Source organism: Sediminispirochaeta smaragdinae DSM 11293, from assembly GCF_000143985.1.
GTDB classification, from domain to species: domain Bacteria; phylum Spirochaetota; class Spirochaetia; order DSM-16054; family Sediminispirochaetaceae; genus Sediminispirochaeta; species Sediminispirochaeta smaragdinae.
The window spans coordinates 4,125,137-4,137,620 of sequence record NC_014364.1 but is presented as its reverse complement, the minus strand read 5'-3'; the positions used below and the strand labels follow the sequence as shown (position 1 = coordinate 4,137,620).

10 protein-coding genes are annotated in these 12,484 nt (G+C 51.8%); 6 read left to right on the top strand and 4 right to left on the bottom strand.

Annotation, left to right across the window (positions count from 1 at the left end; all coding sequences use genetic code 11):
* Positions 1-3 precede the first annotated feature (3 nt).
* Genes SPIRS_RS19320 through SPIRS_RS19310 form a run of 3 tightly spaced genes read right to left on the bottom strand, consistent with a single transcriptional unit; the run spans position 4 to position 3,054 of the window.
* Complete coding sequence (locus tag SPIRS_RS19320) at positions 4-1,071, bottom strand: ABC transporter substrate-binding protein (protein WP_013256378.1); 1,068 nt, start codon at positions 1,069-1,071, stop codon at positions 4-6.
* Positions 1,072-1,084: 13 nt separating this feature from the next.
* On the bottom strand, positions 1,085-1,939 hold the full coding sequence (locus SPIRS_RS19315; protein WP_013256377.1) for a DUF364 domain-containing protein: 855 nt from the start codon (positions 1,937-1,939) through the stop codon (positions 1,085-1,087).
* A 29-nt stretch (positions 1,940-1,968) separates the two neighbouring features.
* Positions 1,969-3,054: a methyltransferase gene (locus SPIRS_RS19310; RefSeq protein WP_013256376.1), complete on the bottom strand. Its 1,086-nt coding sequence runs from the start codon at positions 3,052-3,054 to the stop codon at positions 1,969-1,971.
* Positions 3,055-3,200: 146 nt separating this feature from the next.
* Here SPIRS_RS19310 and mnmE point away from each other — a divergent pair, with 146 nt between their 5' ends.
* The 3 genes from mnmE to SPIRS_RS19295 are packed head-to-tail and all read left to right on the top strand — an operon-like array spanning position 3,201 to position 7,117.
* Positions 3,201-4,571, top strand: a complete 1,371-nt coding sequence (gene mnmE / locus SPIRS_RS19305) for a tRNA uridine-5-carboxymethylaminomethyl(34) synthesis GTPase MnmE (protein ID WP_013256375.1) — start codon at positions 3,201-3,203, stop codon at positions 4,569-4,571.
* 18 nt (positions 4,572-4,589) lie between these two features.
* Positions 4,590-6,449, top strand: a complete 1,860-nt coding sequence (mnmG, locus tag SPIRS_RS19300) for a tRNA uridine-5-carboxymethylaminomethyl(34) synthesis enzyme MnmG (protein ID WP_013256374.1) — start codon at positions 4,590-4,592, stop codon at positions 6,447-6,449.
* Positions 6,446-7,117 carry a 16S rRNA (guanine(527)-N(7))-methyltransferase RsmG gene (locus SPIRS_RS19295; protein WP_013256373.1) on the top strand — a complete coding sequence of 224 codons (672 nt, stop codon included), beginning with the start codon at positions 6,446-6,448 and terminating at the stop codon, positions 7,115-7,117. Before mnmG ends, SPIRS_RS19295 begins: the two co-directional genes overlap by 4 nt.
* On the opposite strand, the gene SPIRS_RS19290 is transcribed toward SPIRS_RS19295, so the two are convergent.
* Positions 7,086-8,447, bottom strand: coding sequence for a tetratricopeptide repeat protein (locus SPIRS_RS19290; protein ID WP_013256372.1), 1,362 nt, complete (start codon positions 8,445-8,447; stop codon positions 7,086-7,088). The two genes, SPIRS_RS19295 and SPIRS_RS19290, sit on opposite strands and share 32 nt — an antisense overlap.
* 101 nt (positions 8,448-8,548) lie before the next feature.
* Between SPIRS_RS19290 and SPIRS_RS19285 the strand changes: the two genes are divergently transcribed.
* From SPIRS_RS19285 to SPIRS_RS19275, 3 genes are all read left to right on the top strand, one after another.
* Positions 8,549-9,466 (top strand): Hsp70 family protein, encoded by a 918-nt coding sequence (locus SPIRS_RS19285; RefSeq protein ID WP_013256371.1) that lies wholly within the window; start codon positions 8,549-8,551, stop codon positions 9,464-9,466.
* A 127-nt stretch (positions 9,467-9,593) separates the two neighbouring features.
* On the top strand, positions 9,594-11,639 hold the full coding sequence (locus SPIRS_RS19280; RefSeq protein WP_245537778.1) for a flagellar assembly lytic transglycosylase: 2,046 nt from the start codon (positions 9,594-9,596) through the stop codon (positions 11,637-11,639).
* 22 nt (positions 11,640-11,661) lie between these two features.
* On the top strand, positions 11,662-12,456 hold the full coding sequence (locus SPIRS_RS19275) for an undecaprenyl-diphosphate phosphatase (RefSeq protein ID WP_013256369.1): 795 nt from the start codon (positions 11,662-11,664) through the stop codon (positions 12,454-12,456).
* Positions 12,457-12,484: the final 28 nt, after the last annotated feature.

Here is a 12,484-nt window from a genome sequence, read left to right as displayed (position 1 = left end):
TGGTCAATCTTGGGGAGTTATGAACGATGCAAACTCGTCATGACTCAGCCTATAGCCATAAAATCGGTGATAGAAATCTTGGGAAAGCTTTTCCAGATCGATATCCCCGAAGCGTTCCGGATAAAGGGTTTGGGCCAGCCAGGTAATACCGAGAATGGCTTCGGGGGCTGGTCTGTCCCACCAGAAGGTGCCGACGGGACAGAGGTATACGGCGCCGTCGATAACGGCCCTGACTCCCTGTAATTGACCGTTGTTCATGACCTCTTCTACAGGAACGAATTTGCCCTCATTGCTACTTAGAATCATTACGTCCGGGTTCCAGCCGAGCAGCTGTTCAACGGTGATATCTCTAAGCTTCCCGATCTCATGTGCTACATTGATGCCTCCTGCACTAGTGATCAGCGTCTCACCCCACCATGCACTCCCGTTGGTATGCGTCAGGGAACCGAGAAGATAGTAAACTCGTTTCCGCATCCCCTGCGGTATATCAGCGGTTCTCTCTTCTATTATCTGTAGCTGTCGGTCCCAAAATTCAACCAGTTCTTCAGCTTGCCGTTTGCTGTTCAGTAATTCTCCAATCATCAAGAATTCCCGTTTACTGTCCGATGGGTCATTGGCTCTGCCGGTATAAACCCTAATAACAGGAATTCCTGCCTCGACTATTTTTCGATTTCCCTGTTCTGCTGTAAGGCTTGCGATAACGACATCCGGTTTCAGGTTAAGGATCTCTTCGATGTTTACGTTATTAAACGACCCGGGATCGACGGTTTTTTTAAAACCGGGATACATACGAACAAGGGTTGGAAAACGTAGCATTGATGGTTGACCTACTATTTTTTCAGCTCCTCCGAGGGCTGCAATTTCATGGGTGGCACCCCCATAACAGGTGATGACAATTCTATTGACGTTCTTGGGCACGGTGACTTCATTTCCGCCCATATCCACAACCGTTTTGGTAAGCGCTTGGGCCTCTGCTTTCTCTTGGATACAAACGGCAAGCAAAAAAAATGTCAGAGACAGAATCAAGATTTTGTATCGATTATCCCCCTGAACTTTCTTTTTCTCTTTCATACGAAACTCCTTTTCATTGTATTGCTACTGTATAGCGTCTGATAACGAGGCGTTCGGCCGATTTTCCGTAGAAATGATATCCCGAGCCCGCCTCTATCAATGTGTCCAGAAGTCTATCGGGATCGGTGACGATGATGCCTCCGATGCTATCGATTCCCCGACGGAAAAAGGCATCCGGTAACATGCTTGCCGTCGGCCCTACGAGGGTGATGTTTGCATCGGAACGACAGTGATCGAGAATGTCCTCAAGGGTATCGTTAATCAGGGTTGTGCCGGTGATAATGAGCCAGTCAGCCTTTGAGATCTCCTCGTTTGCGTGTTCCGGGGGAACATAGTAGCGCATCTCGTCGGCCTTTAGCGTACGTGCATCTTTTTCCAGGATACAAAAAGGCTTTCCTCTTGCCTTCAACATCTTGATATAGGGTACAAGGGCTCCTATGACAACGACATAGGCATCTTCCGGGATGGAGGCCCCTTCCAAAGGGTCTATACCAAGATCGAAGCCATATTCTTTTGGTGTTTTCCTATGCCAGCAACTGGTGGAAAGGGCATTGAGAACGGCAATTCCAAGGGCCTTTTTTAAAGGGGCGTTCTGATCCATTTCGTCAAGATAGTAGCTCACCGGCTGATGTGCTAGTTTACCGGCCCCCGGGATTGCCCGAGCCGAGCTGGGGCAACAGACCGCCTCCGGAATCTCCTTAACCGGGGTAAAGCAAATGCCTCCGTCTCCGGTTGAAAGTCTTACGCCTGAAAAAAAGAGGCCTATTACCGCCCTTTCAACGGTAATCGAGTCCATCTCGCTTCCAAGTTGCGACCGTATCGTCTCTATCGTCTCCTCCAGAATCATCTTTCTCTTTTTTGTTTCCATCTGGTCCTCTTTGTGTTTTACGTCGTTCACTATGATCGGCAACAGCACGCACGTTCTTCCGCCGTCCTCTTGCAGGGAAGGTCCTGGTCCTTCACTGCTAAGTGAAGACGTGAATTCCCGTAAGGGGTCGGGACATCAGACGAGGCAATAACTCGAAATCCTTTTTTTTCGAACAAGGCACCGAATTCTTCGACATGGCAAAGGGGATGTCCGAAGCTTTGAAGTGCCTTTGCAAGTTCTTCGACCCCATGGCTTCCCGGCTTGCATCCTGGGGCGCAGAACCAGTGGTTGCTAACTAACAGTCCCCCAGGCTTGAGTGCGTCATACACCTTATTAAAAATCGGCTCGAGATTTTTGCGAAATTTATAGAGGAGATGAGAGATGAGAACAATATCATAGCCGGAACCAAAGGTATCGATACAGATGTCGCCACCTTTTGCCGTTATGCGATTATCCATTTTGTATTGACTGATGTATCGTTGTGTCGTTTCAATTATATGCGGTTTGTCGAAAACAAGGCCATGCAAATACGGGTTTTCCTGGCAAAGTGCTATGGTATACAATCCATGACCGCCCCCAAGGTCCAGGACCCTCTTTGCATTATGAAAGCCGTCCCATTGTGTAATTGTCCGAACAATAGTCTGGAGTTCTCCCTGAAGACTGCGTTGCGCAAGCGCGTTGATAAAAGCACCACTTGGACCGGAGGAGAAACCGTTCAGCTTCGGTTCTTTACGCCTGATTGCTTCGGAGAGCTTGTTCCATTGCCCCTTGCCCACCGTTCGCAGTTGATCGCCTTGAAAAAAGGCACTGCTGCTCACGAGAAACTCCGTTGCGGCCTTGGTATTGGCGTATACCCCGTCTTCGACGGTAAGAACTCCTATATCAACGAGAGTAGCGAGAAAAGGCCTGATAAACATCCCGTTGATACCGGTCTCCTTTGCAAGCTCTTCTTTATCGCTTTGGCCCTTTTCGCCGAGGTAGTCGCAGATACCGGTATCGAGAGCTGCTATGAGTGCCTGATAGTTTTGATATCCTTCCAGCAGACAGCCGAAACCTTTGATTTCCGTCGGTGGGGCAAGCCTCATTAAGAAAGGAATTTCGTTACATCCATCCATTGCCTGTCTCCTTTTCCTTTCATGTACATCGCTGTATTGGGTAGATGAACCATTATATATATACGTATATAATGGAGTCAACAAGATCAGTCTATCTCTTCCTATCTCTTGGCGAATCGCATTCCTCCGGGATATACTCATCGAAGATGAAAGACCTTTCCTATGATACCGATCGTCCCATTGCCGCTCTTGCCACCCCCTGGGGACGAAGCGCCATTGCTGTTGTGCGGACCTCAGGGGAGGGGTGCCTCGATCTCCTTGCCCGAACCTTTTCCCGTCCGGCGGCTCTTTCCGGGGCGAAAAGCCACTCTCTTACTTATGGCCACATGCTTGATGCTTCGGGCCTTCCCATAGAACAGGTGGTCCTTGGGGTATTCCATGCTCCGAGGGGGTATACAGGAGAGGAGAGCGTTGAAATCTATACCCATGGTTCACCCTCGGGAATACAGCGCCTTCTTTCCCGCCTCTACGAGGTTGGATTCAGTGAGGCGGCTCCCGGGGAGTTTACCCTTCGGGCCTTTTTGAATGGAAAGATTGATTTGACCGAGGCCGAGGCGGTGGCGGAGATTATCGATGCGAAGTCTTCCGCAGCCCATGCCATGGCCATGGACCGCTTATCCGGCTCGCTTTTTCGATCGATCGATGCCCTGAAAAAGAGGATTGTCGAAGTGCTTGCATCGGTGGAGGTTCTCCTCGATTACCCTGAAGAGGAGCTCCTTGATGCTCCTGAACCCGATTTTGCCCCTCTATCAGAGGTACTTCACTCTGTTGAGGCTTTGTCCGCTACCTTTCAGGAGGGGCGTCTCTACCGGGAAGGGGCAAAGGTTGCCATTGCCGGTAGAACGAATGCCGGCAAAAGCTCGCTCTTCAATCTTTTTCTCAAGGAGGACCGCTCCATCGTATCTGACATCCACGGTACGACCAGGGACTATATCGAGGCATGGACCACTATAGCGGGGATTCCTGTCTGCCTTTACGATACCGCCGGTCTGCGCGATGCCGGTCATCCTGTTGAGGTCGAGGGAATAAGAAGAAGCGGAAAGGTTGTGGATGCCGCCGATCTTGTCCTTTATCTGATTGACGGAACGACAGGCCCTTCTCCGGATGAGTTCTCCCTGCTTGCTGATCAGACAAGTGCTGAGGGACAGGGCCGCTACATCTTTGTGATGACGAGAAGCGATCTTGGCTGCCAGGTCTGGGACGATGGAGTAGTCGCTGTCAGTGCCGTAACGGGACAGGGCCTTGACCGCTTGCAGAAGAAGATGGCGAAATGCCTGAGCGCCAAGGCTCCCCTGACTTCCGGAGAGCCTGTGGTTGATTCGCTTCGGCAGAAACGGCTTCTTGACCGCTGTTCCTCTGCCCTACAGGCTGTATTGGAAGGGGTTGGCAGCCGATCCTGGGATGAGCTTGCCATGGACCTCAAAGATGCCGTGGATGCCCTGGGCGAAATTACCGGTGAGGTGACCTCTGCCGACATTCTTGAATCAATCTTTTCCGGCTTTTGCCTCGGAAAATGAGATAGGAGTTTTCATTACATGGTTCGTGACTACGATGCTGTTGTCATCGGCGGGGGACACGCCGGCATAGAGGCCGCTCTTGCCCTTGCCCGTCTTTCCCACCGTACTCTGCTTATCACCCAGAGCCTCGATGCCATAGGCCGATTGAGCTGTAACCCTGCGGTAGGCGGACTTTCCAAGGGTAACATTGTTCGTGAGGTTGATGCCCTGGGCGGTGAGATGGGGCATCTTATCGATGCAACGATGATCCAATTCCGTATTCTCAACCAGCGTCGAGGCCCTGCTGTTCAGGCTCCCAGGGCTCAGGCTGATAAATTTGCCTACAACCTTCTTGCGAAAGAGACCCTTGAAAAACAGCCCGGCCTCGATCTCTACCAGGATACGGTGACGGATTTGGTCATCGAAGGGGACATTGCCTTAGGCGGGGCAAGGATCGTCGGGGTGAGGACCGATCGCGGACAAGAGATTTCCACCCGCTCGGTGGTCTTGACCACCGGGACCTTTATGGAGGGAAAGGTTTTCATCGGCAGCTGGGAAGCTTCTTCCGGGCGCCTTGGAGAGCCTGCCGCCATCGGACTGGGCAGCGCTCTGCGGGCGAAGGGCTTTCACCTTGGACGGATGAAAACGGGAACTCCCGCCAGAGTTGCCGCCTCTTCCCTTGATTACGATAAAATGGAGGAGCAGAAAGGGGACGAGCTGATGCTTCCTTTCAGCTTTTCCCATGATACGATAGATCGACCGGAACGCAGCTGCTGGATTACCTATACGAACGAGAAAACCCACTCGCTGATTTCCGAAAATTTGGGAACAAGCCCCCTTTACGGAGGAAAGATCGTCGGTAAAGGCCCTCGTTATTGCCCCTCCATCGAAGACAAGGTGGTTCGTTTCCCTGACCGCCAGCGGCATCAGATATTTGTGGAACCTGAAGGGCTCCATACCGAGGAGATGTACCTCAACGGGATCTCTTCGAGCCTCCCCGAATGGGTCCAGGAACAGTTTATCCATTCTGTTCCGGGATTAGAGCGCGCGGTTATTATGCGGCCCGGCTATGCCGTTGAGTATGATTATATCGATCCTCGCCAGCTCTTCCCCAGCCTCCAGACAAAGGCTGTGGCGGGTCTCTTCATTGCCGGTCAGACAAATGGCACCTCGGGCTACGAAGAGGCCGCCTGTCAGGGGCTCCTTGCCGGTATCAATGCCTCACTCTTGATGCGTGGAGAAGACCTTCTGGTACTTTCCCGGGCCGAGGCCTATGCGGGGGTTCTTATCGACGATCTCGTTACCCTTGGGACCGAGGAACCCTACAGGATGTTTACCAGTCGTGCCGAATATCGCCTCAATCTCCGCCATGATACCGCGGATCGTCGGCTTTTGCCGCTCGGCCATCGTATTGGATTACAGAACGATGACGCGATGGAGGCCCTTAATAAGCGGCTCGAAGGGGAAGCGGCGATAAAGGAGCTCCTTGCCTCAAGGCGTTTACGTTCTTCAGAAGCTGCTGGTCTCGACCTTTCGGGTCAGGAGGGCAAGAAATTTCTTGATCTCTTGAAGGTCCCTGAGGTTTCTATCGATATGCTTGTGCCGCTGCAGCCCGAGTTGGAGGCGTTTCCCGACAAGTGGCTCCGTCGTGCCGCCCTTGATATTCGTTATGAAGGCTACATCAGGCGGCAGGACGAGCAGGTGGATCGCTTTCAGCGTATGGAGGGGCTCAAGATTCCTGCGGATTTTAACTGGAATACCATCGAAGGTATCAGCAATGAGTCACGGGAAAAACTGAAACAGATACGGCCCCTCTCGGTGGGACAGGCCTCGAGGATCTCGGGTGTCCGTTCCTCGGATATAGCCGTTCTTATGGTGATGCTCAGGAGAAGACGGTGAGGGAGCTTATCAAACAGGCGCTTGATGCCGTGGCATGGTCCTTCGATGCTTCAATGGCGCAAAAGTGTGAGGTCTATCTGAAGGAGCTGTTGTTCTGGAATCGCAAGGTGGGACTGGTGAAGATGGAATCGGTCGATGAGCTTGTTTTTCGGCATCTCTACGATTCACTGGCTCCTTTGCCCCTGCTCGAAGCCTCCGGCCTGCTGCCGGGACCTGGAAGCGGTGTTGTGGATATCGGCAGCGGCGGAGGGTTTCCCGCCATTCCCCTTGCCCTTGCTCTGCCTCGGTATGAATACACCCTTGTGGAGCGTTCGGGGCGTAAGGCCGGATTCCTGCAGAATGCCGTTGCCCTGCTCGGGGTTGCCGATCGGGTCCATATTCTCCAGGTAGATGCCGAAACCCTCGGGGCCCGATGGCAGCTTGCAACGTGCAGAGCCTTTCGGCCCGTCAACGAGGCCCTTCCCATCCTTGCAGGTAGGCTGGTTCCGGGAGGATCTGCCGTTATCTATGCCGGAACCCGAAAGCTGCTTCAAAGCCAGCTTTCGGAACTAAGGCAGCGGCCGGAAGGAGATCTTCGCATTGTCGGAATTCCCGATTCCGGCAATCTGCTGAAAGGCGAGCGAAACCTTCTGGTATTTACCGATCGATCTCCTTCATCTTTCGCATAAGCCCCTCCTTTTCCACGAGGTCGATGAGACGGGCTTCGACAAACTGCTTTGCACCTTCGGTAAACTCTCCCGCCGAGAGACAGAATCCTCTACCTGCTCGTAGTTCCTTGATACGTGCATAGAGATCCCGGAGGATCAGTTCTCCCACCTGGCCGTTTGTTCTTACATATCGAAACAGTACCACATCTTCCCATTTCCTGGTACTTATTTCCGCAAGGATATCGGCATAGTCATTTCCCGTAACCGATATATCGGTAATCTGGACCTTTGCTCCGGGAAAGATGGTGTTCGTTAATTTTCTGCAGAGGGTAACAAAATCACTGGTTGGAGCGATAAGATAGGTTTGAAGATTTCGATTTGAATTAAGCTCCGCGTACTTTTCCAGCAGGGCAGGAACATCACGGTAGCCCGGAGCCGTTTTCTGAATTTCCTGAAGGAGTTTCAAGGCCCTTCCCATATCCTGCTTTTTCGCATAGGAGGCGGCAAGTCGGTATTTCAGCTCCAGGGCCGTCTCTTTCTTTATATTATTATGGCGCAGGCCGATTTCGAAATCGAGAACCGCCTTATCGAACTGACCCGAAGCGACATGAATGGTTCCAGCGTAGAGGGCCGCATTGGGGCCGAGATTCGGATCTGGACGAAGATGGCTGAAGATTCGAAGGGCCTGATCGTTTTGGCCAAGGTTATGGTAGACCTGGCCAAGGACAAAGAGGCTCTCCTTATCTTCCGGCTCGATTTCCAGTGCCTTGCGTAAGGCTCCTGCAGCATCCTTGTATTTTGTGATTTTAAAAAGGGAATGACCGAGATATTTGAGCATGGAACCGTGTTCCGGATCTTTTTGCCGCGCAGATTGAAGCAGAACGACCGCCTTCTCGAAATTTCCTTTCCTAAACTCGAGATAACCGAGGTTGAAGTTCACCTCGAAACCGTCCGGTTTCATCGTCTTACAGATCAAAAAGCTTTTATATGCCTCTTCGAAATTTTGAAGTTTCATTGCGGAGATGGCATAACGAAGGTTGATCTCGAATTCGTTTAGTTCCTTATTGGTTGCACAGAGATCGATCAGAATATTATAGGTACGAAGCGCCTTGTCGAATCTTCCGTCGTTAAAGTGTGCCTCGGCAAGGGCGAGAAGGGCTTCCGCATCTTTTGGATTCTGGCTGAGGCGTTTGTTTGCCTCCCGAATGATTGCATTGGAATCTTTACCTTTGAATTTTTTGTTCTTTTTGTCTCCGTTCCCCTTATTTTTGCCTGCGCTTATGACGAAAAGTATAACGATTGCTATTGCTACGACCGCAACGGGGAGCAGCAGAAACAGATTGGTTTCCATGACCAGTATTATGATTTGCAATTGGTCCTGCGTCAAGGAAGCCCTTTTTATTGACAAGCTTTCGTGGCGGTTATAGGCTTGGAATGAAGAGGAGAAAAACAGTGGCAGATTCCAGGATCGGAATAAAGATCGCTGACGGTTCGTTTTATCCCATCATGGAAGAGGGAAAACGGGCCAAAAAGCGTTTGGTTTTGACGACGGTAAATGATCGACAAACCAATGTCCAGATCGATCTGTATCGTGGTAGAGAAGAGATCGAGAGTGCCAGTTATATAGGCAGCCTTTTGATCGAAAATATTCCGGCCGCGGCAAAAGGAAGTCCTGAAATCGAACTGGTCGTTGGAATCGACGATGATGGGAACCTTACGGCCGAGGCGAGTGAGGGGCAGTCCGGGGAAAAACGGACACTTTCGGTACGAATCGACGACAACGGAACTCCCTCGGCGTACGACATTCCTGATTTTGATCTTTCACAGGAACCTTCCGAAGGATTTGAACCGGATTTTCCCTTTGACGAATTGGATGGTGATTCGGACGAGGATGTTCCTCCTTCCGAGGATTTTTTCTCCGAAACATCTGATGATTATCCCCTTGAAGAGGAAGTACCCCGGAGAAGTCGGATTCGCCCCCTGCTTATCACCCTGCTTGTGATCCTTTCCCTTGCCTTTATCGGGCTTCTTATCTATTGCCTGATGAACTACCTTCCGGGAGAAAAGGCTCTTCCCCTTCGGGCGTCAGGAAACGAGGTGGAACAGACGGCACCCGTTGCGGAATCTCCTCCCGTGCCTGTTCCCGTGCCGCAGGCGACGGTCGAGCAGGCACCTGTTCCCGAGAGAGAAACGGTGAGGGTTGAGGTCGAGGGGGTCTGGTACAGAATCCGCTGGGGTGATACACTCTGGGACATATCCTCTTCCTTTTATAGTACCCCTTGGCTTTATGGACAAATTGCGGAAGAAAACAACATCAATAATCCAGATATCATCTTTGCCGAACAAAAAATATTTATTCCGACGAAATAGTCTGCTTTTTTTCCTTCTTCTTTTTTTTATACTGTGGACCTCCGCCCTTTATCCCTCGAGAGATATCGAAACGGCGTCTGTTCGGCTATCCGACGAGACGAAGGGAGACGCCCTTTTTTTTGTGGCGATGGATCAGCTTCGTTGTGGGGAACAGACCAACGCAGAAAACTTCTTCATAAAGGCTTCTAACCTCGCCTCTCCCGAATTTCGACGGGAAGCACGGTATCGGCTCGGACTGCTGTATTTTGATCAAGCGCAAAAAGCCTCTGCGGCCGGGGGGAACGGCGAGCAGGTGCATATTCTTTTGCACAAGCTTGTGTCGCTTTCCGCTGGAGAGAAAATCGATCCCGATCTTCGTTTACGTACGATGATTAATGAAACCAGAGCCTCTTTGGGGCTCTGGATGGAGATCCTTGCCTCCGCGGAACAAGAACTTCCCCTCGACGCGGACCCAGCATCATCTCAAAGACTCGCCCTTACCTTGGCTTTGGCTCGATATGAGACGGAGCGGGAAACATCCTCCCTGCTTCAGGCCTTCGTTTCGAATGACGGGGAGCTGACAGGGGAAGGTTTGGCCTCGATTATCAATGGTGGCGGCTCTCTTCACCTTTCTCGGGATAGGGAGATACACGCGATTGCCGATCTTCTGCTGGCCTTGAACGGGGGCAGCAGAAAAGAGGTGCTTTCGACATTTCTTATAGCGATTCGCGATGCCGGTGCAGAGATCGCCGGAACCCCTCTGTATCTATCGGCTGTCAGAAATTGTGGCTACGGTAGCGACGCAGGGCTCCTGTTCGATCATACGCTTGAGCTTCTTCCTTTTGTAGAACCTTTCCCGGAGCGTAAAGCGGCGCTCCTGGAGGCCGCCGGTTTTCTGGCAAGAAGAGCCGGACAATACGATGATGCGCTTCCTCTGTTCGACGAGGCGGTGGATAGCGCGGCCGAGGCGGCCTCCTTCGATTCCCTGCATATGCAGCGTATTGTGTGGTACCGTTTCGATTCTCTGGTTCACGCTGATCCTCATCGTGCCGCATCCGCCATTCCTCAACTCCTCGGCAACATGGTTGATCCCCGTTATTTCGACGATACTCTTGGTGCTCTTCTCGATGAACTGCTCCGGCAGAGCGAGTGGCCCCTGATCGATACGATTGCCCGTTCCCTTGGCAGGGATCTTCCCGCTGCTTCGGCCTCACGATACTACTATCTGGCTGCCAGAGGTCGCCAGCTTGCTCTTTTGCCCGAGGACGGGATGCAAGAGACGCTTTTTCGGCGTATCCTCGATCTGCCTCCTTCCGGGACAACGGCGCGCTACTATCGTATTCTTGCTGCTTCGGCTTTGGAGCGCTTTTCCGGTGAAGAGGAGGCCGATTACGCCTTTTTTTATCCGGCAGCCGAAGGTCGAGATGAGGCTACACAGGAAGAATCCTCGTTCCCCTGTTGCATGAGAGTTATCCGGGGACTGCTCGATCACGGCTTTTCTCTCGAAGCCGAAAAGGAGCTGTCTCGCCTGGAGTCTTGCGGTTTTCTTCCTCCCCGGAGTCTCATCATCGACACGGTAAAGGGACTTTCCCATGAGGGGCATCATCTTGAAGCAATCCGCCGTTTCGATCGTTTTGCAAATGAGCGAGGGATAAGCGGCAATGAAGAGCTCCGTATCCTTTATCCCCGTCCCTTTCGGGCCTATGTACATGAGGTGACGGAACGAGAAGGCCTTGAGGAGAATCTCTTTTATGCCCTGGTTCGGGAAGAAAGCCATTTTACTCCCGATATCTACAGTCGTGTAGGAGCCGTTGGTTTGAGCCAGTTGATGCCTTCTACAGCGAGGGATGTTGCCGGCAGAATGGGGCTGAAGATTCCCTCGAATGAGGATCTTCATGATCCCCGTCTGAATCTGTCCATTGGCGCCTGGTACCTTGCTCACCTTGCCGGACGTACGGATAATATTTCCGAAGCGCTTTTTGCTTACAACGGGGGATTGACACGAGTCAGACGCTGGCGTAGTTCGAATAGTGATCTTCCCGATGATCTGTTTGCCGAGACCATCCCCTTTGCCGAAACCCAGTATTACGGAAGAAAGCTCCTTGTCTCAACCTCCATTTATCGCTATCTTTACCGGGCCGACTCTCCGGAGGGGCCCCTCTGGCCGGTCGATACCTTTTTCCCGAAACGCTGACAATACAAGAAGGAGCTACGATATGAGTATGGTACAGGCACTTTTTTTGGGTGCATTACAAGGGGTAACCGAATTCCTTCCTGTTTCAAGCTCAGGACATCTTGCTCTCATGAAATACTTTATGGATCTTGAAGATGTTCCGATACTGTTTGATGTTATTCTTCATGTTGCAACCCTTTTTGTTGTTATATGGGTTTTCCGTGCAAAGGTTGGAAGACTGTTCCTCGCTCTCGGCCATCTGATCACGGGCAAACGGGATGAAGAAGATAATCAGAATTTGCATTTGATTCTTATCATCCTTGCAGCCACACTGGTAACCGGAGTCCTCGGCCTTTTCCTCGAAGGTTTGGATGTCGGCCGGTTTCCTAGGGCCGTTGCTGCCCTTCTTGTCGTTACCGGTCTCATATTGCTTGGTGCGAAACGCTTTTCTGGAAATATCGGTTATGAAGGACTCGGCCTTCGGCACGGCCTTTTTACCGGTTTGGCCCAGGGACTTGGGGTCCTTCCGGGCATAAGCCGTTCGGGGATTACCATCTCGGCGGCCCTGGCCTCCGGCATGAATCGGGAAAGCGCCGGGGAGTTTTCCTTTCTTATCAGCTTGCCAGCCATTGCCGGGGCTTTGCTACTCGAACTTCGCGACGTCGGATCTCTGCTGGCGACGGTCCCCCCCTCATCGCTTATTGCCGGTTTCCTCTCGGCCTTTATCGTCGGCATGGCGAGTCTTGTTTTGCTTTTGAGATTGATTCGGCGAGGGAAGCTTTACTACTTTTCCTTTTATCTCATTCCCGCCGGTATACTGGGGTTCATTCTTCTATAGCGGACTCAGGCCTCGGCCGTTTCCGCCG